The organism is Vibrio sp. 10N.247.311.13, from assembly GCF_041467595.1.
Taxonomy (GTDB): Bacteria; Pseudomonadota; Gammaproteobacteria; order Enterobacterales; family Vibrionaceae; genus Vibrio; species Vibrio crassostreae_C.
Genome location: NZ_JBFSUX010000015.1, coordinates 55,474 through 81,724, shown reverse-complemented (window position 1 = coordinate 81,724; position 26,251 = coordinate 55,474). Strand labels below are relative to the sequence as shown.

Genomic DNA, 26,251 nt, shown 5'->3' with positions numbered 1-26,251 from the left:
ACCTACTGTTTGTCGAGCCAAGCAGTTAGCGCGACTTTAATATCAGCGGCTACTTGCTCAATTTCTTGCTGCGCGTTAATCACAAGTACAGAATCATCTTGTTCTGCAATTTCTAGATAGCGCTCACGCGTGCGGTCGAAAAATGAGATGTCCATCTTTTCAATTCTATCAAGCTCACCACGGCCTCTAGCACGCTCTAGCCCTACTCTAGGGTCTAGGTCCAAATATAGCGTTAGATCGGGTTTAAAGCCGCCTAGCGTGGTTGCTTTCAGTGATTCCATAGTCGTGCGCGCGATCTGGCGACCACCACCTTGGTATGCCTGTGAAGACATATCATGACGATCACCCAATACCCATTGACCATTGGCGAGCGCCGGCTTGATGACGTTCTCGACTAATTGAACACGTGCTGCATACATCAACAGCAATTCAGTCATGTCTTGAAGCTTCTCGCCTTCGTGCTCTTCTTTAACCAATGAACGCATCTTTTCAGCTAAGACAGTACCACCCGGCTCGCGAGTATTAACAATATCTTCAACACCCGATGCTTTTAATGTCTCAACGATGGCATTGATTGCTGTGCTTTTGCCAGCGCCTTCAAGGCCTTCAACCACGATAAATTTCGACTGATTCATAATTATTTCTTTATCTGTTTTTTCTTAATTGCTTTAAGTAAGCTCGCACTGCACGGTTATGCTCAGTCAAACTCTTTGAAAATACGTGACCACCTGTTCCACTCGCAACGAAATACAAGTAGTTGCTCTTCTCTGGATTCAACGCCGCGTTGATAGACGCTTTGCCTGCCATAGCGATAGGTGTCGGTGGCAAGCCACTCATTGTATAGGTGTTGTAAGGCGTTGGCGTGCGTAAGTCTTTCTTACGGATGTTGCCATCGTAGCTGTCACCCATGCCATAGATAACCGTTGGGTCAGTTTGCAAACGCATACGCTTGTTTAGACGGTTAACAAACACAGAAGAAACACGCTCACGTTCTGACGCAACAGCGGTCTCTTTCTCAATGATAGATGCAAGAATTAACGCTTCGTATGGCGATTTAAGAGGCAGCTTATCCGCTCGATTTTCCCACTCTTCATTCACCACGCTCATTAGGTCTCGATGCGCGCGCTTCAACAAATCTAAATCAGTGGTGCCGTAGGTGTAGTGATACGTTTCTGCTAAGAAGAGACCTTCTAGCTTTTCGTTTTCAATACCCAACTTTTCAGCGATCTCTTTTTCAGAAACGCCATCCAATGTCTGTTGAATGAATTCGCTGTCTTTTAGCTGAACAAGCCATTCGTCAAAACGACTGCCTTCAACAAAGGTAATAGTAAACTGGTGTTCTTTCCCTTCTACAAGCACCTGTAGCGCTTGCTCTAAGGTTAAACCCGGTTCAAGCAGGAAAGTACCCGCTTTTACGTCTACAAGCTCAGGATGTAACTTACGGATTAATTTCTCGTAAGGAGAAGCCTCAAACAGCCCCTCGTTAATCAACTGGGCTAGAACGCGGTTAAAGCTGCTACCTGAAGCAACAGTCACGACTTGTGGTTTTTCTAATTGAATAACTTGTTTCAGGTTATCTTGCGCTTGGTTGTAAACATAAAAACCAGCAGCACCGGCTGCAATTAAGCACAAGATAATAAAAATAAATAACTTTTTGATCACGAGTTTAGTTGTCCTTGAAGGCTACGAGTAACGGTTCCAATGTTAAATTGGGTATCACTAATACGGGTAACTGGGGCAACCCCTAAAATGGAGTTTGTCATGAAAACCTCATCAGCTTGCATGAGTTGAGATAAGCAGTAGTCACTAATTGTAACGGAAAGTTCAGCCTGATTCAGCGCGGTTAACACTTGCTTACGCATAACCCCCGCGACACCACTTTGAGTGAGTTGAGGTGTGTATATCGACTGACCTTTGCGCCAGAACAGATTGGCCATGGTGGTTTCAATCACATTGCCCGATATATCAAGAACCACACCATCCACTTCATTAGCTTGATCCATTTCATCTTTCATCAAAATCTGCTCAAGGCGATTATTGTGCTTATGGCCAGCCAGTAGTGGGCTCAAACCTAGCGCTTGATGGCAGATACCGAGTTCAACACCGGAGTCTTGCCACGCTGAATAATGGCTTGGGTAATCAAAGGTACTGATGGTGATTGTCGGCTTGGCGATATTCTTGGTACTGTAGCCACGCCCACCCGCTCCACGACTAACGTGCAGCTTGATCCCTGCTTTTTGATTATGAGGCTTGTTGGCGTTATGGAGCTTCTTTGAACCATCAAGGCTCTTTGTGCCATGAAGAGCGTTATGTTGGATGTGTTGAAGCGCAGTATCGAGCCAAAGACTAACAACATCCCAATCAAGAGCAGAAATGCGTAGTGCTTTAAGGCACTCGTCGACACGGTGCTGATGATCGTGAAGATGTTGTATCTCACCATCACTCACGAGCATTGTCGTAAAACAGCCGTCTCCGTACTGAAACGAGCGATCCAAAATATCGATAGTTTGCTGGCTTTCTCCATCAACCCAAAACATGTTTTTCCCCATAAAAAGAAACGGCTCAATGCTAAAGCATCAAGCCGTTTAAAAACAAGTCTAATTGTGACTATCTACGAGTGTTTACGTCTTTAATAAGATGATTAAATCTTTTTGAAGATCAAACAGCCGTTTGTACCACCGAAACCGAATGAGTTACATGCAGCATATTCCATGTTGCTAACTTCACGCGCAGTGTGAGGTACTAAGTCAATATCTAAGCCTTCTTCAGGATCATCTAGGTTGATTGTTGGTGGAACAATTTGGTCAACCAAAGACATAGCCGTGATGATAGCTTCAGCAGAACCAGCAGCACCTAGAAGGTGGCCTGTCATTGATTTCGTAGAAGAAACCAATACTTGCTTGCTGCCTGCTTCGCCAAGAGCACGCTTGATGCCCTTAACTTCCGCTACGTCACCTGCAGGAGTCGAAGTACCGTGTGCGTTTACATAACCGATTTGTTCACCAGTAATGCCAGCATCACGCATAGCCGCTTCCATTGCTAGTGCGCCACCTGAGCCATCTTCACTTGGAGATGTCATGTGGTAAGCGTCACCCGACATACCGAAGCCAACTAGCTCACAGTAAATCTTAGCGCCACGAGCTTTCGCATGTTCGTACTCTTCAAGAACCATCATGCCTGCACCGTCGCCAAGAACGAAGCCATCACGGCCTTTGTCCCATGGACGAGAAGCTTTTTGAGGCTCATCGTTACGAGTAGAAAGTGCTTTAGCCGCACCAAAACCGCCCATACCTAGTGGAGTTGATGCTTTTTCAGCACCACCCGCTAGCATTGCGTCTGCATCGCCGTATGCAATCATACGAGCCGCGTGACCAATGTTATGTAGGCCAGTCGTACATGCAGTAGAAATCGCGATGTTTGGACCGCGTAGGCCACGCATGATAGACATGTGACCAGCAATCATATTCACGATCGTCGACGGTACGAAGAACGGGCTGATCTTACGAGGGCCTTTTTCAGTTAGAGCCTTGTGACCGGCTTCGATCAAACCAAGACCACCAATACCAGAACCGATAGCAACGCCTACACGAGGAGCGTTTTCTTCAGTAATAGTTAGGGCTGAATCATCTAAAGCTTGAATACCTGCTGCGACGCCGTACTGGATGAACAAGTCCATCTTACGAGCATCTTTTTTAGTCATATACTCTTCGCAGTTAAAGTCTTTAACTAGACCTGCAAAACGAGTTGAGAAATTGGTTGCATCAAAATGATCGATATTAACGATACCACTTTGACCAGCTAGCAGGGCTTTCCAAGAAGATTCTACAGTGTTGCCTACCGGTGACAACATACCCATGCCAGTGACAACTACACGACGCTTGGACACGATTTTACACTCCGGGGATTGAGGTGATTTAAGATGAGGATAGATGAGTTAGATAAAACACAGGCGGTCGAGGTGACCGCCTGGGAGAGATTATTACTGAGCGCTAGTTACGTAATCGATAGCTGCTTGAACAGTAGTAATTTTCTCAGCTTCTTCATCTGGGATTTCAGTGTCAAATTCTTCTTCTAGAGCCATTACTAGCTCTACTGTGTCTAGAGAATCTGCACCTAGGTCATCAACGAAAGAAGCTTCGTTTTTAACTTCAGCTTCGTCTACACCTAGCTGTTCAACAATGATTTTCTTTACGCGTTCTTCGAGGTTGCTCATTTTTTCTTTTCCTTTACAGAGTTCGCTTTATGCGATGTTTTCCGTAGTTTATTCAATCTATTGAAAGTTGCAAGGTCAACTTTTCTGGTCAAACCACAATTTTCACGATTTTAACCGAAATTACGTATGATCTTGACTTAAATCATGCACAAATGTTGCACATAATTTACACCATGTACATACCGCCATTGACGTGAAGTGTTTCACCTGTGATATAAGCTGCCGCAGGTGACGCCAAAAATACCACAGCTTCAGCGATTTCGCGAGGGTCACCTAGTCGACCTGCTGGTACATTCGCCAAAGTTGCTGCACGTTGGTCATCATTTAGCGCTTTAGTCATGTCAGTTTCGATGAAACCAGGAGCTACAGTGTTCACTGTAACGCCACGAGACGCAACTTCACGAGCCATTGATTTAGTAAAACCAATTACGCCTGCTTTTGCAGCTGCGTAGTTAGCTTGACCAGCGTTACCCATAGTACCTACTACAGAACCAACGTTTACGATACGGCCTTGACGTTTCTTCATCATGCCACGCAATACAGCTTTAGACATGCGGAAGATAGGCGTTAGGTTAGTATCGATGATGTCATTCCATTCGTCGTCTTTCATACGCATCAGTAGGTTATCACGAGTGATACCTGCGTTGTTAACTAGAATGTCAATCGCACCGAATTCATCGTTGATGGTTTTCAGTGTAGCAGCAATTGAGTCAGTATCCGTTACATTAAGAGCAAGACCTTTACCGTTCTCACCAAGGTACTCGCTGATTGCAGCTGCGCCGCCTTCAGATGTCGCAGTACCGATAACTTTAGCACCACGCTCAACTAAAAGTTCAGCGATTGCACGACCGATGCCACGGCTTGCGCCTGTAACTAGTGCAACTTTGCCTTCTAAATTCATCATAACTTCTCTATTAAGTGGTTATTTACTTAGCAGCTTCTAGTGATGCAGTGTCATTAACTGCAGCAGCTGTCATAGTTTTTACGATTCGTTTTGTTAGACCAGTAAGAACTTTACCAGGGCCTAATTCAAGTAGCTTCTCAACGCCTTGCTCATTCATCGCTTGTACGCCTTCAGTCCAACGAACTGGGCTGTACAGCTGACGAACAAGTGCGTCTTTAATTTTTGCAGGGTCTGTTTCAGCAATAACATCAACGTTATTGATAACAGGCAATGCCGGCGTGTTGAACTCTAGAGCTTCTAGAGCCACTGCTAGCTTGTCTGCTGCTGGCTTCATCAGTGCACAGTGAGACGGCACTGAAACAGGTAACGGAAGTGCACGCTTAGCGCCCGCTTCTTTACAAAGTGCACCAGCACGCTCTACTGCCGCTTTGTTACCCGCGATAACAACTTGGCCAGGAGAGTTAAAGTTAACTGGAGACACAACTTCGTCTTGCGCAGCTTCTTCACACGCTTTAGCAATCGCTTCATCGTCTAGACCGATGATTGCGTACATTGCGCCAACACCTGCAGGAACCGCTTCTTGCATCAATTGACCACGCAATTCAACCAGCTTGATCGCTTCTTTAAAGTCGATAACGCCAGCACATACAAGTGCAGAGTACTCACCTAGGCTGTGACCTGCTAGATTTACAGGTTGCTCTAGGCCAAGCTCTTGCCATACACGCCAAATTGCAACAGACGCTGTTAGTAGAGCCGGTTGAGTGCGAAAAGTTTCATTTAGATTTTCTACTGGACCATCTTGAACCAATGCCCATAGATCGTAACCAAGTGCTTCTGAAGCTTCAGCAAATGTCTGTTTTACAACATCATACTGTTCGCCTAGGTCAGCAAGCATACCGATAGCTTGAGAGCCTTGGCCTGGGAATACGATAGCAAACTTGCTCATTGTAATTTTCCTTTAAGCAAAGCAAAAAATTGAATAAGGCACATAAGTTATGTGCCTTGTTTGTTGATTATCGCTTGGGGTTAGAATTTAACTAACGCAGACCCCCAAGTGAAGCCGCCGCCAAATGCTTCAAGTAGAAGCGTTTGACCACGTTTAATTCGCCCGTCGCGAACAGCCTCATCTAGGGCCGTTGGTACGGTAGCTGCTGACGTGTTGCCGTGCTTATCAAGAGTAATCACTACTTGATCAAGCGACATCGTCAGCTTTTTAGCGGTAGCCGAGATAATACGGTAGTTCGCTTGGTGTGGAACTAACCAATCAAGCTCTGACTTATCCATATTGTTCGCCGCTAAGGTGTCTTTAACTAGCTTAGAAAGCTGAGTTACCGCCACTTTAAATACTTCGTTGCCCGCCATGTGCAGCCATTTGTCTGCATCACCGCCGCGCTCTGGTACTTCTAGACTTAGAAGCTCACCGTACTTACCATCAGAGTAAATATGAGTAGACAAAATACCTGGCTCTTCGCTTGCGCCAACAACCACCGCGCCTGCTGCATCACCAAATAGGATGATAGTAGAGCGGTCAGTCGGATCACAGGTTTTTGACAGTGCATCAGCACCAATTACCAAAACGTTCTTACACATGCCAGTCTTGATGTGTTGATCAGCAACAGACAGTGCGTAGACAAAACCAGAACACGCCGCAGCCAAATCAAACGCAGGGCAGCCTTTGATACCAAGCCTGCCTTGTACCTGACATGCCGAAGACGGGAATGTGTGGCTACTGCTGGTTGTCGCAACGATGATTAAATCAATCTCTTCTTTGTCGATACCTGCCATTTCAATGGCATTTTCAGCAGCGTAAAACGCCATATCAGCAACGGTTTCGTTTTCCGCTGAAATACGACGCTCTTTAATACCAGTTCTAGCAACGATCCACTCATCGCTAGTCTCTACCATTTTCTCTAAGTCTGCGTTAGTACGCACCTGAGATGGCAAGTAGCTGCCAGTACCTAAAATTTTGCTATACATGAAGACTAATAATGCCTCTCGAGTAAAACCGCTTCCAAACGATCGCTAATGCGGCTGGGGACTTGTCGTTTGACCTCGTGTACTGCTTCACCAATCGCGTTGACGACTGCAGACACATCAGCACTTCCATGACTTTTAATGACAATGCCGCGCAATCCTAACAAACTTGCGCCGTTATACTGGTCGGGGTTCAAGGTTTTTAATTCAGTAAATAGCTCAGAAAACAGCATTCTGGCTATCCAACCCTTTATTGTTGAAGCCATCATGCGCGTTTTTAGCTTATCAATAAAGAGCTGAGCCGTACCTTCGCACGTTTTTAAGCAGACATTGCCCACAAAACCATCACATACGACGACATCAGCAGCATCTTGAAGTAATTGATTACCTTCAATATAGCCTATGAAGTTCACAGACTGAGTATTAGACAACATTTCAGCGCATCGTTTTACAAGGTCATTGCCTTTAATTTCTTCTGCACCGATATTCAAGATAGCGACACGTGGTGCGCGACCTAAATGTTGTTCTGCTAATGCACTGCCCATGACAGCAAACTGAAAGAGTGAATCTGCGTCACTAGAAACGTTCGCCCCTAAATCAAGCATCCATGTGCGATTTCCGGATGCAGTAGGCAAAGCTGAAACCAATGCAGGCCTATCAATACCGGGAAGAAGCTTGAGTCTGAAACGGGATAAAGCCATCAGAGCGCCAGTGTTGCCACCACTCACACAAGCATCAGCCTGTGATTCGGCAACCAGATCGATAGCGGCACGCATAGAGCTACCCTGACTATTACGTAAGGCTAGTGAAGGTTTTTCAGAATTGGAAATGACTCGATCACAATGCTGGATACTCAAACGAGAATCAGGCATTCGACCTAATGAAGATAATTGAGATGTGATCGCGTTTCGATCACCTATTAGAATGACTTTTAGCTCTGGGAAATACGACAGTGCCTGCACGGCGGCAGGCACTGTTACACGAGGACCGAAGTCCCCGCCCATTGCATCAAGCGCAACGGTTAGATTTTGCAAAGGTCAACCTTACTTGTTGATAACCTTTTTGCCGCGGTAGAAACCTTCGGCAGTCACGTTGTGACGTAGGTGAGTTTCACCTGAAGTTGCGTCTACAGAAAGTGCAGCTGTAGTTAGCGCATCGTGTGAACGACGCATGCCACGCATTGAACGTGATTTCTTGCTCTTTTGTACGGCCATTGACCCTACTCCTATGTAAATTCTTAAAGAAGCAATTACTTCTTTAAGCTTTTTAAAACATCAAATGGATTCGGCTTTTTGTCTTCCTCAATTTCTTCAGGAAGTTCACCAAACACCAAGTTATTTGAGTTAACGCTACATTTCGCATCGTCGTGCATTGCTATTTGTGGCAATCCAAGGATGAACTCGTCTTCAACTAATTGAATCAGGTCTAACTCACCGTACTCGTTCAGATCTACCAAATCGTACTCTTCCGGTGCTTCCTCTTCACTTTTCTCACTGTAAACAGGAGTATAAGTAAATTGGACATCGCACTCATGTGCGAAAACCTCATTACAACGTTGACACTCTAAATCGACTTCGACGTTAGCTTTACCAGAGATAACGACTAATCGTTGTTCATCAAGCCCAAATGACATTGAGACTTGCGCGTCACGTTTTACGCCTTCAGTTGCTTCAGTTAAACGCTTCAAAAGACTGACCTGGATGATACCATCCATATCGAGTCGTTTTTGAGCCGTTCTTGCCGGATCAACTGTACGCGGTATTTTTTCCTTTTGCATAGGGCGCGAATCTTATCTTCCAAATCGTGTTTAGTCAAAGGAAATGGCAAAAAAAATGTACTTTCCTGCCTTTCCTATTCAGAGCATTATGAATAGCAGGACAAGTTACGTTATCCTGAGATAAATGCTTCCTTGAATTGTAAATTAAAATGAGAAATTACCAACTAGTTTTAGCCTCTACATCACCATTTAGGCAAGAGATCCTCAAAAAACTACAGTTAAGCTTCATTACAGCCAAGCCAGACTGCGATGAAACGCCGCTTCCAGAAGAGACACCACAACAGTTAGTGATGCGTCTTGCTGAGACCAAAGCTAAGTCTTGTGTTGTGGAGCAACCTAGCTTAGTCATTGGTTCTGATCAGGTTTGCGTAATTGATGGAGAGATCATTGGTAAGCCTCACACTCGAGAAAAAGCGATCGAGCAGTTATCTCGTCAAAGCGGCAAGAGCATTACTTTTTATACTGGGCTTTCGGTTTGGAACAACGAAACCAATGAAGCTGACACGCGTCTCGACACCTTTGTAGTGCATTTCCGCGATTTAACTAAGCAACAGATCATTAGTTATGTTGAGAAAGAGCAGCCTTATTACTGCGCAGGTAGCTTTATGTGTGAAGGGTTAGGCATCGCGTTGTTTAAACAGATGGAAGGGAAAGACCCAAATACTTTGATCGGCTTACCGCTGATCGATCTAGTCGATATGTTAGAAGCGCAAGGAATGGGTGTACTATAACGGATACGCTCTCTTTGTTAGAGATCCCTACTCCTTCCTTCGTCAGTCTAGGGAATGGCGGAACACGCAATTTTATCTAACCAACTAATGATATAGAGCGTGATTTTAAAAAGTCGTCATCCTCAAGAGCGAGGAACGAGCGACTTGGGGATCTTCTACAACAGATGAAAACAAAAAAGGTTGACGATATTCGTCAACCTTTCTCATTTATGGATACTGAAGAACAAATTTAGAGGCACTCTATACCTTCGTATCTCGTATCTCGTATCTTCTTAAAGCTTACGTAAACCAGTTAGGGCTTTCTCTAGCCTTCTTTCCATTGGCGCCGAGATATCCATCTTCTCTTCACTACCTGGGTGTGTGAACTTGATGTTTGCTGCATGTAGGAACAGACGATCAAGACCAACCTTACCCGTGTAAGCGTCAAAACGACAATCACCGTAGCGATCATCCCAAGCAATTGGGTGACCAGTATACTGAGCGTGCACACGAATTTGGTGTGTTCGGCCTGTAATTGGGCTTGCTTGAATCAACGTCGCCTCTTGGAATTTTTCTAAAACCTTAAAACGGGTTTCAGAAGCTTTACCATTCGGGTTAACTCGAACAATGCTGTTCACTTCATTTTTCAACAAAGGTGCGTTGACGACTTTGCAGCTGTTCTTCCATTCGCCCATAACTAAAGCGAAGTAGTATTTTTGAACCGTTTTTTCACGGAACTGTGCTTGAAGGTGTCTTAGCGCCGAGCGCTTCTTAGCAACAAGCAAAATGCCAGACGTATCTCTATCGATACGGTGCACTAATTCAAGAAAACGAGCATCAGGGCGAAGAGCACGTAATGCTTCAATCGCGCCAAATTTTAATCCGCTACCACCATGAACAGCAGTGCCAGACGGTTTGTTAAGAATTAGCATGTGATCATCTTCATAAATGATGCACTGTTCTAATTCTGAAACCTTGTTGAGTTTCGTGCTCGGCACGTTCTCTTCTGTTTTCTCTTCAATAGTAACCGGAGGGATACGAACTAAATCGCCAGCTTTTAGTTTGTACTCAGCCTTAATGCGTTTTTTATTTACGCGGACTTCGCCTTTACGCACGATTCGGTAAATCATGCTTTTCGGGATGTTTTTTAATTGGTTGCGTAAGAAGTTATCAATACGCTGACCAGCCATATCTTCGTCAATGTCGACGAATTGGACTTGGGTTCTAATTTCGCTCATTGCGTTATTGTATCACTGTCACTTTTGATAATTGAGATTTTCTTAGCCCTATTCCGAACTTATTTATCCCTAATCCTTACCGATCTATCCCAAAATGGTCGCCGAAGTTCTATATTTCTTTGATTCTTCGAACAAAAAAGCACCAAGATTCCTGCAAATTAAAATATCAATTGATAAATTATTTATAGACAGTGAGTTAGAGCTATCAAAACCCAAACAAAAACTGTTTTTTTTACAGCATTCCGACAAAGCAGATTGCTGTGTTTACCGACCGCTGCTATAGTTCACAGCTGCTATCAGTGGTTTGACTATTATTTAAACAGCTAACCATTCATAAGCAAGTAAATGAGTAGATAACTCAGATTAGACAGTGCTGCAATCGGCGTAAGACACGGTCAACTGAGTTCCTTATCGCTCTACTCACGTACACTCATGTTGAGTATTCACCGCCACATCGCGGATCATAGGCTAACTCCCTATGATGACTGACGTGCCCCAGAGCATCCCTCTCCAGCCGGGAGGCTGCACCGATAAAGCCATGGGATCTGGCACCATGAGAAACGAAATAAAGCGATAAGAACAATGATGAAAATAAGAAAAGACAATGAGAACTTCTAAATGAAAAGAATGTTAATTAACGCAACTCAAAAAGAAGAGTTGCGTGTCGCTTTGGTTGATGGCCAACGACTGTTCGATCTAGATATCGAAAGTCCAGGTCACGAGTCAAAGAAAGCGAATATCTACAAAGGACGTATTACCCGTATTGAACCAAGCCTAGAAGCGGCATTCGTTGATTACGGCGCAGAACGTCACGGTTTCCTCCCTCTTAAAGAAATTGCCCGCGAATACTTCCCTGAAGGTTATACATACCAAGGCCGTCCTAGCATTAAAGAAGTGCTAAAAGAAGGCCAAGAAGTAATCGTACAAGTAGAGAAAGAAGAACGTGGTAGCAAAGGTGCTGCACTGACAACTTTCATCTCTTTGGCTGGTAGTTACTTAGTTCTTATGCCTAATAACCCTCGTGCTGGCGGTATTTCTCGTCGTATCGAAGGTGATGAACGCACTCAACTGAAAGCAGCATTAAGCACTCTTGAGCTTCCTCAAGGTATGGGCTTAATCGTGCGTACAGCGGGTGTTGGCAAAAGCGCAGAAGAGCTAGAGTGGGACCTGAATGTTCTATTGAACCATTGGGGCGCTATCAAGCAAGCTTCTGATTCAAATACAGCTCCTTTCCTAATTCACCAAGAGAGTAACGTTATTGTTCGCGCAATTCGTGACTACCTACGTCGTGATATTGGCGAGATTCTAATCGACAGCAATACTATTTTTGAACGTGCACAAGCGCACATTCAATTAATACGCCCAGATTTCATGAATCGCGTTAAGAAATACGATGGTGAAGTGCCACTATTCAGCCATTACCAGATTGAAAGCCAGATCGAATCTGCTTTCCAACGTGAAGTTCGTCTTCCATCTGGTGGTTCTATCGTAATCGACCCAACAGAAGCACTGACTTCTATCGATATCAACTCTGCTCGTGCAACAAAGGGCGGCGATATTGAAGAAACAGCACTTAACACTAACCTAGAAGCTGCCGATGAAATTGCACGTCAATTACGTCTACGTGACCTAGGTGGTCTTGTTGTAATCGACTTTATCGATATGACCCCGGTTCGCCACCAACGCGAAGTAGAAAGCCGTCTACGTGATGCCGTTCGTTTAGATCGCGCACGTGTTCAGATTGGTCGTATTTCTCGCTTTGGTCTTCTAGAGATGTCTCGTCAACGTTTGAGCCCATCACTAGCAGAAGCAAGCCACCACATTTGTCCTCGTTGTACAGGTACTGGTGTTGTTCGTGATAACGAATCTCTAGCACTTTCTGTTCTACGTTTGATTGAAGAAGAAGCTCTAAAAGACAACACAGCACAAGTACTTGCTGTTGTGCCTGTTCCAATCGCTTCTTACCTTCTGAACGAAAAACGTCGCTCAGTAAACCACATCGAGAAGAACCAAGAAGTTAAGATCACTGTTGTTCCTAACTCAGACATGGAAACGCCGCATTTTGAGGTTATCCGTGTTCGTGAAGGTGAAGAGTTCGATCTACTATCTTACTTGCTGCCTAACAAGCTAGAAGCTCTAAAAGAAGCGGAAAGCAAAGAGCCTGCTGAACAGACTATTCGTCCTAAGAAGATCGAAGAACCTGCTCTGAAAGGCTTCGCAGCTCCTGCTCAATCAGCACCAACTCCTGCTCCAGCACCTAAAGCTGTAGAAGAGAAGAAAGCTGAACCAGCAGCGACTCAAGAACCAGGCCTAATTGGTCGTTTCTTCAAAGCTATCGGTAGCTTCTTATTTGGCTCTTCAACTCAAGAAGAGAAAAAAGAAGAAGAGAAGAAAGAAGAAGAAAAACCTAAAAACAATCGTAACAACGGCAACCGTCAACGCCGTGATCGTAACGATAACCGTCGTCGTAACCAACGTGGTGAGCGTGGCGAACAGCGTAACGACCGTGGTGAACGTGGTGACAATCGTAACGAAAACCGTGACAACAAACGCCGCCGTAAGCCAGCTCGTGATGAGAAGCCTGAAGAGCAAAAAGAAGCAGCTCCACAGCAAACTCGTCAGCCTCGCAAGCCTAAGCAAGACCGTCGCAACAAGCCACGTGATGAGCAGAAGCAACGCGAAGAGCAAGCACCATCTAAATTAGCAGAAGAAGGTCTACAGCTAGCAGCAGAAGCACAAGCTGGTAAACCGGAAGCGCCTAAGGCTAAACCTGAAGCGAAAGCAGCTAAGATTAAAGAGCGTCGTCAGCGTCGTAAACTGAACAAGCAAGTTCGTGTTAAAGACCAACAAGCTCAAGCTGAAGATAACGCTTCAAAAGAGCAGGTTGCTGCTAAAGAACTATCTGTTTCAAAAGAACAGTCAGTAGCTCAAGAGCAAAAAGTTGCGGAACAAGTAGAAGCAACTCAAGCGAATGCAGAGCAAACTGAACAGGAAGAGCCGAAACAACGTCGTAACCGTCGTTCTCCACGTCACCTACGTGCAAGTGGTCAACGTCGTCGTCGCGGTCGTGATCGTCGCCCTAACCCATTCCGCCTACGTAAAGGTGGTGTAGCTTCTCCAGAGATGGCTATGGGTAAAGTGATGCCTCGCTTCATTCCAAAACCTCACCACAAGCAGGCAAAGCCTGAAGTGGCTGAAGTTCAAGTAGCAGCTGAAGATCAAACATCTGTTCAAGAGCAGAATGTTGCTCTAGAGACGGCACAACAAAGCAACGTAGCAATGACTGGCGGCTTCGCATGTCCAGAGCTTGCAATGGGTAAAGTTATCATCCGTCGTGAAGATGCTGCTGTTGAAGCTCAAGTAGCTGAGACTCCTGCTGTAGTTGAAGCTCCTGCAGTCGTTGAAGAAGCACCAGTGGTTGTTGAAACCGCGAAAGTTGAAGCTCCAGTGATTGCAGAAGCGACGAAAGTTGAAGCGCCTGTTGTAGCAGAAGCTGTGCAAGCAGAAGCAACACCAGTTGTTGAAGCTGAAGCGCCTAAAGCTGAAAGTGCAAAAGTTGAAGAAGCACCTGTTGTTAAAGCAGAAGCTCCTAAAGCGGCACCAAAGGCAGCTGTTGCTAAGAAGCAAGCCGGTTCACCAATGACTAAAGCTCCTGGTCCTCAAGAGATCAAAGAGATTGAAGTGATTGCAGCTCCGTTCCGCACTGAACGTTTTGTATCGAAAGGTGCAGGCAGTCAGGCAGCGTCGAACAAAGCTGGCGCGGCGATGACTAAGCCAAACTACTAGTGATTACTGATAGGTAATCGCGAGTAAATAGAATCAAAGGCTGCTTATTAAAGCAGCCTTTTTCATATCTACTAATCGAATAAAAATTAACAGATATATTACTCAAAGTTAGGTTCAACCTTGAACTTAATCACATTTTTGGGTAGCATTCGCGCACTTATCTTTTCGACACTTCGCTATTGCCGCTCTTTTCCATCACTGTTTGGCTACGCAATACACCCGTGTCGGTAAATCCATCTTAAGCATAGCTGAGCAAACATGTTCGAATTCCCACAATTTTCAAAGCACTCTGTAAAGAATGACGTGCTTTCAGGTCTTACAGTAGCCCTGGCTCTGGTACCTGAAGCTGTAGCATTCGCCTTTGTTGCTGGCGTTGACCCAATGGTTGGTCTTTATGCAGCATTCATCGTAGGTTTAATCACTTCTGTCTTTGGCGGCCGTCCAGGTATGATTTCTGGCGCAACCGGCGCAATGGCCGTTGTAATGGTGAGCCTAGTGGCAACCCATGGTGTTCAATACCTATTCGCAGCCGTTATGCTGGCTGGCCTTCTGCAAATTGCAGCAGGTGTATTTAAACTAGGTAAATTTATCCGTATCGTTCCACACCCAGTAATGATTGGTTTCGTGAACGGTTTGGCCATTGTTATCTTCCTAGCTCAACTTGGTCAATTTAAAGCGCCAGACGTAACAGGTGCGTTGACTTGGTTACCAAGCGGTCAAATGACACTAATGCTAGGTCTAGTAGCCCTTACAATGGCTATCATCCACTTCCTACCTAAGCTAACAACAGCAGTACCATCTTCATTAGTTGCTATTGTTACAGTAACGGCTTTGGTTGTGGGTCTTGACCTTGAAACTCGCACTGTTGTCGACTTCCTACGTACAATGTCTGGTGACGAAGCTGCTACGCTAGCGGGCTCTCTTCCAACATTCTCAATTCCTGCTGTTCCGTTTTCTTTAGATACACTACAGATCATCCTGCCTTACGCAATTATCCTTGCGGCTATCGGCCTGATTGAATCTCTGCTGACACTGACAGTACTAGACGAAATGACAAACACTCGTGGTCAATCTAACCGTGAATGTGTTGGTCAAGGTATGGCTAACGTAACGTGTTCTGTATTCGGTGCGATGGGTGGTTGTGCGATGATCGGTCAATCGATGATCAACGTAAACTCAGGTGGTCGTGGTCGTCTTTCAGGTATCGTCGCCGCAGTTGCACTACTGATGTTCATCCTGTTCGGTTCTGCACTGATTGAAATGATTCCTCTAGCAGCACTTGTGGGCGTAATGTTCATGGTTGTTATCGGCACATTTGAATGGGCAACCTTCAAGCTTGCGCGTCGCGTTCCTAAACAAGACTTCTTCGTTATCGTTCTTGTTACCGTAGTAACAGTACTGACTGATCTTGCTGTGGCAGTAGGTGTTGGTGTTGTCGCTTCTGCGCTAATGTTTGCTTGGCAACATGCTAAACACATCTACGCAGATACATCAGTAAACGCTGAAGGCTCAAAAGAGTACAAAGTTAACGGCCCAATCTTCTTTGGTTCAACGGCTAACTTCCTAGAGTTGTTTGACGCATACAACGATCCACAAGATGTAATCGTTGATTTCGCAAACTCACGCGTGACTGACCACTCTGCAATTGAAGCGATCGACACGATTGCTGACCGTTACGCGGCGCTAGGTAAAACACTTCACCTTCGCCACCTAAGCCAAGACTGTGTTGCTATGCTGCACAAAGCAGGTAGCTTAGTTGAAGCGAACGTTGCAGAAGACCCAATCTACAAAGTAATGTCTAAGTAATCTTAGCTGTAGCTTTAAGTTAGATTTAGAGAGGCCGACATTCAATGTCGGCCTTTTTTATACCTCTCGGTCAGCCCTTACGCTGATAACAAAACGACGTACATTGTTCCTACACTACATCGAACGCAGTATCGCTTCGCTAGACTCTTCGATTAAATCCAACACCAATTCAAAACCATTTCCCTCACCATAATACGGATCGGGGATCTCTTGATATTGTGACTCTCCAAAACTCAAAAATAATGCGAGCTTGTATTGGAGGTGAACTGGGCATTGGCTCATTAAGTCGTCTAAATTCGCCCTATCGGCCGCGAGTATCAGGTCAAATTCTTCGAAGTCATTATCTACCACTTTACGAGAAGTAATCCCCTTAAAGCTGTAGCCTCGCTTCTCTCCTGCAGATTTGGATCGCGAGTCTGGCGGGTTGCCTTGATGAAAACCAATCGTCCCCGCAGAGTCGACCACAACATCAATATCCAGCTGTTGCGCTTTCTTCCTTAGCACCGCTTCACCTGTTGGCGAGCGGCAAATATTCCCCATACAAACTACGAGTATCTTTTTCATCCCTAATCACCTGTTCTTCCGATGGTTTTTGCTATCGTTAAGTTAGGCTATGATAGACGCAATCACAACTTAAAAGGATTTGTTATGTCGACTGAAGACAACAAAGAACAACGCCACAAAGCAAGACAACAGAAAGTAAAAGAACAAGTCGATGCACGTGTCGCTGCAGCACAAGAAGTAAAAGGCCTATTGCTGGTCATCACGGGGAACGGTAAAGGTAAATCAACATCCGGTTTTGGTACGATTACACGTGCAGTTGGTCATGGTAAGAAATGCGCCGTTGCTCAGTTTGTTAAAGGTACCTGGGATAACGGCGAAAAAAACGTTCTGCAAAAGCTTGATGTCGAGTTCCAAGTCATGGGCACAGGCTTTACTTGGGAAACTCAGAACAAAGCGCAAGATATTGAAGCTGCGCAGCGTGTATGGAAAGAGTGCCAACGCATGCTGGCTGATGAGTCGATCGATGTGATTCTGTTTGATGAACTGACTTACATGGTTAGCTACGGTTACATCGAACTCGATGAAGTGGTTGAGGCGTTGAATAACCGCCCGAAGATGCAGTCTGTCATCATTACAGGTCGTGGCGCGCACCGTACTCTTACTGAGATAGCAGATACAGTATCTGAAGTTCGCAATGTGAAACACGCTTTTGAATCTGGTGTTAAAGCGCTACAAGGCGTTGACTGGTAATCACCTTCAACCAGAGATCCCCGACTCGGTCATTCTTCCCTCTCGAGGATGACGACCACTAGGCCGTTACGCTCTTGAACAAAGGACGACGGCCTATCGTCATTCCCTAGAGCGAGGGACGAGTGTCATAGGGAATCTCTCTTGAGTATTATCGAGCCAAAAATAAAAAGCGCCATTCCTACAACAGGAGTGGCGCTTTGTTCATTTTTAAATGAGATGAAGACTAGTTAAACAAACCTTTTAGTAGACCGTTTACTGCGTCTCTTGTTTTCTCATCTTTGATCTTGTCACCGTACTTTTCGTCTAACTTTTCTAAACCACGATCAATTTCTTTCTGTGCTTTCTGTTTCAATACATCATCAAAAACAAGTGCAAATTTCGGGGCTGCCCACTGACCTGTTACCTTAATTGGGATAGTCACATCTTTCAGGTCATCAATGTTCTTACCGCCCTGACCTTCAAGCGAACCAACAATCGATGTACGTACAAGGAAGTCGACCGTTTCATTAATGAAGTTTGCTTTACCTTGACCTGTCACGCGTAGCAGTGGTGACTGTGCCGATAAGTCGTTCGTTGAAACCCAACCTTTGTCGACCTTCAGTGTCGCTTTCATTGCACTGAAGTCCGTTTTTTGAGCTTCATTTGTGCTTTCAACTTTCTCGCCCTTGATCTTAGCGTAGTTTTCTCGAATCAGTTGAGCTACGTTGATGCCGTTAACTGCACCATCTTCAAAGTTAATCGCGATAGTACCGACTAGGTTTTTCTTGATACCCGTCGGAGTTAGACTCTTACCTTTCACGTTGACATCAATATTACCGGTACCTTCCAGCATATCGTTATCTGCAACATCAACCAGTAACGGTTGTACTTTCACGCCTTTGATTTTCTTCTTAGCCGTGTAAGTCGCTGGTGTTTTACGAGCGTCTAACTTTGCAGTAGCAGAAATAGAACCTTGGTAAAGATTCGAGGTGAATGAGGTTAGCTCTGCGATACCACGGTTAACCGAAAATGCGGTTTTAACATTCTGCATCTTCGCGTTGTTCGCCTTGAACTTATCAATCGTGATGTCACCTTTCACGTCTAACGTTTTCAGAGCCGACAGATCAGGTTCCACTTCTTTAGCTGGATCTGAACTACCAGAACTTGACGTTGAACCACCAGCAGAACCAGAAGGCGCTGTGCTCGCTGTTTCTGTTGTATTGCCTAAGCCTAAGAATTCATCTAAATCAATATTCGGGCTATGAAGAGAGAAACGAACCTTTGGTATTTCAGATAGGATTACGTCTGCTTTACCGTCTAATGCAATAGCGTTAGCTTGTAGCTTCTCTAACACAAAGCTCAGGTGGCTCTTGTTAAGATCGAAGCTTAAGTCAGACAGCATGTCGACTTTCATTGGAGACTGAGGAAGCGTGTCGCCTTTGAATGTTGAGTCTAACGTTAACTTGTTCAGCGTTACTTTTGAAATCGCGCTATCAACAGTAAGTTCACCGCCACCTTTAAGATCAAGGTCAAGGCCAGCTGCATTACCGATTACAGCGTAAGTCAGTTGGTTTACCTTATCGAACTCAAACGTATTCAAGCCAATTTTTGCTGACTCAATCGACGTCGCTGGATCATTGAACTTAGCGTTTAAGTCGATATTACGAAGTGCGTAACTTGCAAAGCCTTCAGCTAATTTGAATTCTGCACTGCCTTGTGCAGAGAACTTCTGTTGATTGTTCTCACCAGAAGCCGCAAATGTCGCGGTTGTCCATGTATCAACGGCAAACTCAGAAAGATTCAAAGACACATCGTATAGCTTAGTGAATGAACCCGCTTGCTTGTCGTCCATTTCAAACAATGCGTTTGATACAGTTACGCCTGCAAGGTTGATCGTCCAACCCGATGCGTCTGTGGTAGTTTGCTCTTGAGGGGCAGGCGCTGATTCAGAACTTGTGCCTGCTGCAGGCTCAGATTCTTGAGGCGCTGACGCTTGCGTTAGTGCATCAATGTTCTTGCGACCATCTTTAAGCGTTTCTAAATAGAATTCTGCACCATCTAGAGTAATGTTGCCGATCTCTAGTTGGTTGCTAAATAGCGGAGTAACCGAAACGTCAACGCCAACGGTATCAACCTTAAATAGGTTAGGTTGCGTAAAACCTTCAGGGTTGCGTAATTCAGTTTGACCAAGTTCAAAGCCAATGGATGGGAAGAATTGCCAGCTGATATCACCCTCGATCACTAGCTCTAGGCCTGTGTGTTTTTGGGCTTGTTCGACAATTAATGGCTTAAATTGGTTGGGATTCACTAACAGCACTAGTGCCAGAATTGCTGCAACGACAACAAACACTGGTACAGCTATGAAAATGAGTAGTTTCTTCATCCGCATATTCCTTGCTTAGATTCCAAAAGAAAGTGGCACTATAAAAGTGCCACTGATTCGGTAAAAAATAAAGCTAAGTGAGTCACTTAGGCAAAATTTTATTCGATTAAGACTTCAACAACTTCGCAATGTGCGCTTTTAGCACATCAATCGCAATACGGTTTTTACCACCACGAGGAACGATGATGTCTGCATGTTGTTTTGAAGGCTCGATAAACTGCATGAACATTGGACGTACTGTTTCTTGGTATTGCTTAAGTACAGTGTCCATTGTACGACCACGCTCTTCTACATCACGCTTAACACGGCGTAATAGACAGATGTCTAATGGTGTATCCATAAACACACTTGCGTGCATTAGTTTACGAAGACGCGGGTCTGTTAGAAGCAGAATACCCTCTAAAATGATCACTTTCTTTGGAGTAAGTGTAGTCGTTTCAGAAGTACGTGTGTGCTCTGTGTAGCTGTATTCAGGAACTTCTACGGCGTTGCCACTCATTAGCTGCTGTAGATGTTCACATAAAAGATCATGATCTAGTGCATTTGGGTGATCGTAGTTAGTTTTAACACGCTCTTCCATACTCAAGTGGCTTTGGTCGCTGTAATAGCAATCTTCCGTGATAACACCAATTTGATGGTCGCCTACTTTTTCGCGCAATTCATTATAAATTGTACTAGCAATCAGACTTTTTCCTGAAGCTGAAGCGCCAGCGATACCTACGATGACACATTGATTATTATCAGACATTAATTTTGCACCCGATATGGTTTGGTGGTGGGAAGAGATAAACCGCCTGATTATAGGGGCTAAAGCACATAGATTCTAGTCGCCATTTTAGCTAATTGCAGTCAAATTGATGATATCAATGCATTTAATGAATGCAATCGTTTGCTTTCAAATAACTTGCCTACAACTATTTGCACAACCCCAATGGCTATCAGCCTAAATCCAACCGCTATTTATCTAATCCAATATGATTAACACAACTTTTTGATTATCTTTCGCTATTCAACCAAAGAAAAGTTAATCGCTTCTGGTCTCGCCTTGCCGGTCCAGAACATCTTCGCAGCCACATTCTCTGCAAGCTCTAAGTAGTGACGTGTATGTTCACTATCTGGACGACGAATCACCGTCGGGCAACCTGCATCGATATCTTCTCGCACATCAATATGAAGAGGGATCTGTGCCAAAATATCGAGGTAAAACTCTTCTGACATAGCTTCGGCACCACCAGCACCAAAGATATGCTCTTTCTCACCACAGTGACTACAAATATGATAGCTCATGTTTTCAACTAAGCCTGCGACTGGCACACTCACCTTATCAAACATCGCTACGCCTTTACGTGCATCCGCTAGCGCCAAATCTTGAGGAGTGGTCACCACTACAGCCCCGGTCACTGGGATCTGTTGCGATAACGTCAGCTGAATATCGCCCGTGCCCGGTGGCATATCAATAACTAGATAATCCAACTCTGGCCATACGGTTTCGTTAACAAGCTGACCTAAAGCCTTGGCCGCCATTGGACCGCGCCAAATCGCAGCGTCATCTTTCGACACAAGATAACCGATAGAGTGAGTGAAAATACCGTGCGCTTCGATTGGCATCATCCACTTGTTATTCTGGACTTCTGGTTTCGCATCTAATTGGCCAAGCATCATAGGTACAGAAGGACCATAGATATCCGCATCCAACAAACCCACTTTTGAACCAGACTTAGATAAAGCCAAAGCAAGGTTGACTGAAGTGGTCGATTTACCCACCCCACCCTTTGCAGATGTCACGGCGATGATGTTCTTCACCCCCTTCAATGGTGTCGCAACCGTGGTTTCTAACGCAGACGGCTTCACCTTCACTTCAAACTGAAAAGCGCTAACAAGCTGTTGTTCAATCTGAGAGTGAATCCACTGTTCCAATTCAACCGCAAGCTGATTAGCGGCAAAAGGTAAGGTGATAACAAATGATCCACGCGGATCAACCGATACAATATTTTGGTGTAGCGCCCACTCTGGGATGAGGATTGGTGACTCGAACTCATTCAACCATGAACAGAAATCTTGCTTAGAAGTAAAGTTACGCATTCGGACTCCTTTTTTTATTTATGCTATCACCCACGAGATGAAGACTGAACCCCTAAAAAACTAGGGGAATCCTTAGTCTGATACCTTGGCGTATCACACGTTATAAAGTAGTATTACCTCTCAAATTTATACCTATCAAAAAAGCGAATTATTAAGTATGGCAACTGATCCAAGACAACTTTTGGTAACTTGTGCGCTTCCGTACGCTAACGGCTCTATTCACCTTGGCCATATGCTTGAGCATATCCAAGCTGATATCTGGGTTCGATACCAGCGTCTACGTGGCAACACTGTAAACTTCATCTGTGCTGACGATGCTCACGGCACGCCAATTATGCTTAAAGCTCAACAGATGGGTATCACGCCAGAAGAGATGATCGCTGCTGTTAGTGAAGAGCACCAAAAAGACTTCGCTGGCTTTGATATCAGCTTTGATAACTACCACAGCACACACAGCGAAGAGAACCGTGAACTGGCTTCTCACATCTACTTAGAACTTAAAAAGAACGGCTTCATTTCTAGCCGCACTATTTCTCAGCTTTTCGATCCTGAGAAAGAGATGTTCCTGCCAGACCGCTTCGTAAAAGGTACTTGCCCTAAGTGTAAAGCAGAAGACCAGTATGGTGATAACTGTGATAACTGTGGTGAGACATACAGCCCAACTGAGCTAATTAACCCTAAATCAGCGGTTTCTGGCGCAACTCCAGTAATGAAAGACTCTGAGCACTTCTTCTTCGACCTACCTCAGTTCGAAAGCATGCTTAAAGAGTGGACTCGTTCTGGCTCTCTACAGAATGAAACTGCAAACAAAATGCAGGAATGGTTTGAGTCTGGTCTGCAACAGTGGGATATCTCACGTGATGCACCTTACTTCGGCTTTGAAATCCCAGGCGAAAAAGACAAGTTCTTCTACGTATGGCTAGACGCACCTGTTGGCTACATGGCTTCTTTCAAGAACCTATGTGACAAACGTGACGATCTAAACTTCGATGAATACTGGAAGAAAGACAGCACAACTGAGCTTTACCACTTCATCGGTAAAGACATTGTTTACTTCCACAGCCTATTCTGGCCAGCAATGCTAGACGGCGCAGGTTTCCGTAAGCCAAACAACGTATTCGTACACGGCTACGTAACAGTGAACGGTGCGAAGATGTCTAAGTCGAAAGGCACATTCATCAAAGCAAGCACGTACCTAAACCACCTAGACCCTGAGTGTCTACGTTACTACTACGCTGCGAAACTAAACAGCCGCATCGATGACTTAGATCTTAACCTTGAAGACTTCACTCAACGTGTAAACGCTGACGTAGTAAACAAGATTGTTAACCTAGCTTCTCGTAACGCTGGCTTCATTACTAAGCGTTTTGAAGGCAAGCTAGCTGCTGAATTTGCAGAGCCTGAGCTATACAACGAATTCGTTGCTGCTGCTGAGCGTATCGGTGAGCTATACGAAACTCGTGAATTCAGCCGTGCTATCCGTGAAATCACTACACTAGCGGATAAAGCTAACCAGTACATCGACGAAAAAGCACCTTGGGTTCTTGCAAAAGAAGAAGGCAAAGAAGCTGAGCTTCAACAAGTTTCTTCTGTAGGTATTAACCTATTCCGCGTACTGATGGCTTACCTGAAACCAGTGATGCCAGAGCTTGCAGCTCGCACTGAAGCTTTCCTAAACGAAGAGCTAACGTGGGAAGCGATTGCTACTCCGCTAACTGATCACGAGATCACTAAGTTCAAAGCGCTATTCAACCGCATTGACCCTAAGAAAGTGGAAGCAATGGTTGAGTCTTCTAAAGAAGATGCAGCCGCTGAAGCAGCAGCGAAAGAAAAAGCAGAAACTGAAAAAGAGCAAGCAAGCCAAACTGAGCTAGACAAAGAGCCAATCGCAGACGAGATTGAGTTCGATGCCTTTGCAGCAGTAGACATGCGTATCGCTCGTATCATCTCTTGTGAAGAAGTACCAAAAGCGAACAAACTACTGAAGTTCCAACTAGACATCGGTGGTGAGACTCGCCAAGTATTCTCTGGTATCAAATCAGCATACAAACCTGAAGAGCTAGAAGGCAAGCTAACTGTAATGGTAGCAAACCTAAAACCTCGTAAGATGAAGTTTGGTATGTCTGAAGGCATGATCCTAGCAGCGGGCCCTGGCGGCAGCGACCTATGGATCCTTGAGCCACACGAAGGTGCTCAACCTGGTATGCGTGTAATGTAATTCTGACTCCAGTCAGATAACAAGCACCCATCACTAAATCCCTAATGCATTTTTGACTTGAAAGAGTTAATCAGCATTGGGGATTTTTTATATCTACCGAAAATTAGCGTTCTCTGTTAGAGTCGCCGTCAACTATGCTATGTAGAGTAGAAATTGGTTCGTCGACAAAAATAGGCTAAACCAACACCTCTTTACTCTAAAACCCTTTTTAGGAATCCCCAGTGACTAACAACGAAATCTTGCGTCGTATTCAACACGCACTAAACCTTAAAAATGCACAAATCATCAAAGCTATCGAACAAGCTGATGTGACTGTTGCTCATGACCAAGTGATTAACTGGCTAAAAGATGACAACGACAAGTCATGCTCTAAGATGAAAGATAAAGAGTTAGCGGTATTCCTAAATGGTTTCATCAACCTTAAGCGTGGCAAAAAAGAAGGCGAGCAACCTAAACCTGAAGTTGCACTGACGAACAACATGATCTTCATGAAGCTTCGTATCGCATTAAACATGAAAGCAGAAGATGTTTTGGACGTACTAGAAGTGGTTGGCATTAGCTTGAGCAAGTACGAAATCGGCGCTTACTTCCGCAAGCCAGAAAACAAAAACTACAAAGTGTGTGAAGACCAACTACTTTGCGATTTTCTAAACGGTGTGCAATTTACCAACCGTCCAGACTCAGAAGAGTTTGCGGGTTAAGTTACTACTCCTAGATAAATTTTAAGTTGCTACACATAGATAAATTACTCGTCATAGGTAAGTAACTGACCCACTGATAATTTTCTAGTAACGACAGATAAATAAAAAGCGGCAAGATAATTGAATTATCTCGCCGCTTTTTCGTTTTCTTTACGTCACTGACTAAACAGGAACAACAATAGTAAACCTATGCCTTAGCTGTCGTCTTCAGTGAAGTTCGTCGGCAATGTCGTTTTCATTTCATTCCAAACTTGTGCACTTGCGATACCGTAGTTACGAATCACTAATGGCAAAGTTTCGCGCTCGCCACTTTCACAGATAATGAACAACTCTTTATAAAAGTCCATCGCTAAACGTCGTGCTTCTGGGTTAGAGAAGTAGTAGCTACCGATACGGTCATAAAGTTTACGCACACCGTTAAAGATCAGGCCGTAAATCTGGTTGCCTGAGTGGAATGCCAAACGTTGGAAAAGCATGTAATCATAGAAGTTGAAAGTCTTCGCGATTAAGATCGTCTGACGTTTCGCTTCATCTTTTTCTGAATCTTCTTTTACCGCTTGTTTGATCTTGTCAGCGTATGGCGACGATTCTAGGAACTCATCCCAAGTTGGTGCCGCAAGTAGCGCTTCACAAGATTCAATCACGTTACTGATAGTACGCTCTGAAGCTTCTTTGTTTGCTTTGAATGCATAACGCATAAAGATCGGGCTGATATTAGTACGAGCAGCAAGCAGGTCTTCTACCATTTTGCTTGCGTTATCAACGTCCAACGTCATTAGCGTATCAAGGATATGAAGACCTGAGGTTTCCATAAACTGGTTAACTTTAGTTGGTTTGCCATGTTGGATTGTCAACCAACCATCACGAGCAAGACGTTGTAGTACTTCACGAAGCGTAGTACGTGTAACACCAATCAGCTCAGAAAGCTCACGCTCTGCGGGCAAGATAGAACCTGGAGGGAAACGGCCATTCCAAATACTTTCAATGATATACTTCTCTGCAAATCCTGCCGGGCTCTTCGCCTTAATGACCATCTACACTTCAATCCAATTTAATTATTCTGTTCTAATTTACTCATCATACCACTAGTTCACACCTAGCGGAAACACCCTCAAAAATTTTACTCACCCTAAACACCGTTAGAGTTATAACTCTAAAGTTCAGCACACGTTTGCACCTCAGGTTTGTAAAGCAAGCGACTCTAAACCACCATTTAAACAAACCGT

At 44.6% G+C, this 26,251-nt stretch carries 23 protein-coding genes; 6 read left to right on the top strand and 17 right to left on the bottom strand.

What is annotated here, in order from left to right:
• Nucleotides 1-2: 2 nt before the first annotated feature.
• The 11 genes from tmk to yceD form a co-directional block, all read right to left on the bottom strand.
• Nucleotides 3-635 (bottom strand): dTMP kinase, encoded by a 633-nt coding sequence (gene tmk / locus AB6E52_RS09015; RefSeq protein ID WP_017062148.1) that lies wholly within the window; start codon nucleotides 633-635, stop codon nucleotides 3-5.
• A 10-nt stretch (nucleotides 636-645) separates the two neighbouring features.
• Nucleotides 646-1,662: an endolytic transglycosylase MltG gene (mltG, locus tag AB6E52_RS09010; protein WP_102321124.1), complete on the bottom strand. Its 1,017-nt coding sequence runs from the start codon at nucleotides 1,660-1,662 to the stop codon at nucleotides 646-648.
• Nucleotides 1,659-2,537, bottom strand: coding sequence for an aminodeoxychorismate lyase (gene pabC / locus AB6E52_RS09005; protein ID WP_065583975.1), 879 nt, complete (start codon nucleotides 2,535-2,537; stop codon nucleotides 1,659-1,661). The genes mltG and pabC overlap by 4 nt, the downstream gene beginning before the upstream one ends.
• 104 nt (nucleotides 2,538-2,641) lie before the next feature.
• On the bottom strand, nucleotides 2,642-3,886 hold the full coding sequence (gene fabF / locus AB6E52_RS09000; protein ID WP_102321125.1) for a beta-ketoacyl-ACP synthase II: 1,245 nt from the start codon (nucleotides 3,884-3,886) through the stop codon (nucleotides 2,642-2,644).
• A gap of 93 nt (nucleotides 3,887-3,979) precedes the next feature.
• Nucleotides 3,980-4,213, bottom strand: a complete 234-nt coding sequence (acpP, locus tag AB6E52_RS08995) for an acyl carrier protein (protein WP_004737381.1) — start codon at nucleotides 4,211-4,213, stop codon at nucleotides 3,980-3,982.
• 166 nt (nucleotides 4,214-4,379) lie between these two features.
• Nucleotides 4,380-5,114, bottom strand: a complete 735-nt coding sequence (gene fabG / locus AB6E52_RS08990; RefSeq protein WP_029235138.1) for a 3-oxoacyl-ACP reductase FabG — start codon at nucleotides 5,112-5,114, stop codon at nucleotides 4,380-4,382.
• Between the two features lie 25 nt (nucleotides 5,115-5,139).
• Nucleotides 5,140-6,063, bottom strand: coding sequence for an ACP S-malonyltransferase (gene fabD, locus AB6E52_RS08985; RefSeq protein ID WP_017630537.1), 924 nt, complete (start codon nucleotides 6,061-6,063; stop codon nucleotides 5,140-5,142).
• Between the two features lie 80 nt (nucleotides 6,064-6,143).
• The gene (locus tag AB6E52_RS08980; protein ID WP_102321126.1) at nucleotides 6,144-7,094 is read right to left on the bottom strand and encodes a beta-ketoacyl-ACP synthase III; all 951 of its coding nucleotides are present in this window, start codon (nucleotides 7,092-7,094) and stop codon (nucleotides 6,144-6,146) included.
• 5 nt (nucleotides 7,095-7,099) lie between these two features.
• Nucleotides 7,100-8,125 (bottom strand): phosphate acyltransferase PlsX, encoded by a 1,026-nt coding sequence (plsX, locus tag AB6E52_RS08975; protein ID WP_017062152.1) that lies wholly within the window; start codon nucleotides 8,123-8,125, stop codon nucleotides 7,100-7,102.
• Between the two features lie 9 nt (nucleotides 8,126-8,134).
• Nucleotides 8,135-8,305, bottom strand: coding sequence for a 50S ribosomal protein L32 (gene rpmF, locus AB6E52_RS08970; RefSeq protein ID WP_004737376.1), 171 nt, complete (start codon nucleotides 8,303-8,305; stop codon nucleotides 8,135-8,137).
• A gap of 35 nt (nucleotides 8,306-8,340) precedes the next feature.
• On the bottom strand, nucleotides 8,341-8,868 hold the full coding sequence (yceD, locus tag AB6E52_RS08965; RefSeq protein WP_017062153.1) for a 23S rRNA accumulation protein YceD: 528 nt from the start codon (nucleotides 8,866-8,868) through the stop codon (nucleotides 8,341-8,343).
• A gap of 149 nt (nucleotides 8,869-9,017) precedes the next feature.
• On the opposite strand from yceD, the gene AB6E52_RS08960 reads away from it, so the two are divergent.
• Complete coding sequence (locus AB6E52_RS08960; RefSeq protein WP_017067204.1) at nucleotides 9,018-9,599, top strand: nucleoside triphosphate pyrophosphatase; 582 nt, start codon at nucleotides 9,018-9,020, stop codon at nucleotides 9,597-9,599.
• A gap of 272 nt (nucleotides 9,600-9,871) precedes the next feature.
• Here the strand turns inward: AB6E52_RS08960 and rluC are convergent, their stop codons facing one another.
• The gene (rluC, locus tag AB6E52_RS08955; RefSeq protein ID WP_102321127.1) at nucleotides 9,872-10,816 is read right to left on the bottom strand and encodes a 23S rRNA pseudouridine(955/2504/2580) synthase RluC; all 945 of its coding nucleotides are present in this window, start codon (nucleotides 10,814-10,816) and stop codon (nucleotides 9,872-9,874) included.
• A 618-nt stretch (nucleotides 10,817-11,434) separates the two neighbouring features.
• Here rluC and rne point away from each other — a divergent pair.
• Together rne and AB6E52_RS08945 are read left to right on the top strand one after the other, a co-directional pair.
• Nucleotides 11,435-14,602: a ribonuclease E gene (gene rne / locus AB6E52_RS08950; RefSeq protein ID WP_102321128.1), complete on the top strand. Its 3,168-nt coding sequence runs from the start codon at nucleotides 11,435-11,437 to the stop codon at nucleotides 14,600-14,602.
• Between the two features lie 258 nt (nucleotides 14,603-14,860).
• On the top strand, nucleotides 14,861-16,408 hold the full coding sequence (locus AB6E52_RS08945) for a SulP family inorganic anion transporter (RefSeq protein WP_017062156.1): 1,548 nt from the start codon (nucleotides 14,861-14,863) through the stop codon (nucleotides 16,406-16,408).
• Between the two features lie 114 nt (nucleotides 16,409-16,522).
• On the opposite strand, the gene AB6E52_RS08940 is transcribed toward AB6E52_RS08945, so the two are convergent.
• Entirely contained in the window at nucleotides 16,523-16,972 is a 450-nt protein-coding gene (locus AB6E52_RS08940; protein ID WP_017067202.1) for a low molecular weight protein-tyrosine-phosphatase, read from the bottom strand.
• A gap of 84 nt (nucleotides 16,973-17,056) precedes the next feature.
• Between AB6E52_RS08940 and cobO the strand changes: the two genes are divergently transcribed.
• The gene (gene cobO / locus AB6E52_RS08935) at nucleotides 17,057-17,662 is read left to right on the top strand and encodes a cob(I)yrinic acid a,c-diamide adenosyltransferase (protein ID WP_017062158.1); all 606 of its coding nucleotides are present in this window, start codon (nucleotides 17,057-17,059) and stop codon (nucleotides 17,660-17,662) included.
• Nucleotides 17,663-17,885: 223 nt separating this feature from the next.
• On the opposite strand, the gene AB6E52_RS08930 is transcribed toward cobO, so the two are convergent.
• The 3 genes from AB6E52_RS08930 to apbC all read right to left on the bottom strand — a co-directional run bounded on the left by AB6E52_RS08930 (nucleotide 17,886) and on the right by apbC (nucleotide 22,106).
• Nucleotides 17,886-20,024 carry an AsmA family protein gene (locus AB6E52_RS08930; protein WP_102321129.1) on the bottom strand — a complete coding sequence of 713 codons (2,139 nt, stop codon included), beginning with the start codon at nucleotides 20,022-20,024 and terminating at the stop codon, nucleotides 17,886-17,888.
• Nucleotides 20,025-20,130: 106 nt separating this feature from the next.
• Nucleotides 20,131-20,772 (bottom strand): uridine kinase, encoded by a 642-nt coding sequence (udk, locus tag AB6E52_RS08925; protein ID WP_004734002.1) that lies wholly within the window; start codon nucleotides 20,770-20,772, stop codon nucleotides 20,131-20,133.
• A 257-nt stretch (nucleotides 20,773-21,029) separates the two neighbouring features.
• Nucleotides 21,030-22,106, bottom strand: a complete 1,077-nt coding sequence (gene apbC, locus AB6E52_RS08920) for an iron-sulfur cluster carrier protein ApbC (RefSeq protein WP_048613198.1) — start codon at nucleotides 22,104-22,106, stop codon at nucleotides 21,030-21,032.
• Between the two features lie 157 nt (nucleotides 22,107-22,263).
• Here apbC and metG point away from each other — a divergent pair, with 157 nt between their 5' ends.
• Entirely contained in the window at nucleotides 22,264-24,324 is a 2,061-nt protein-coding gene (gene metG / locus AB6E52_RS08915; RefSeq protein ID WP_017069184.1) for a methionine--tRNA ligase, read from the top strand.
• A gap of 221 nt (nucleotides 24,325-24,545) precedes the next feature.
• Nucleotides 24,546-25,025, top strand: a complete 480-nt coding sequence (locus AB6E52_RS08910) for a DUF1456 family protein (RefSeq protein ID WP_010437231.1) — start codon at nucleotides 24,546-24,548, stop codon at nucleotides 25,023-25,025.
• A 194-nt stretch (nucleotides 25,026-25,219) separates the two neighbouring features.
• Here the strand turns inward: AB6E52_RS08910 and fadR are convergent, their stop codons facing one another.
• On the bottom strand, nucleotides 25,220-26,059 hold the full coding sequence (gene fadR, locus AB6E52_RS08905; RefSeq protein WP_017062161.1) for a fatty acid metabolism transcriptional regulator FadR: 840 nt from the start codon (nucleotides 26,057-26,059) through the stop codon (nucleotides 25,220-25,222).
• Nucleotides 26,060-26,251: the final 192 nt, after the last annotated feature.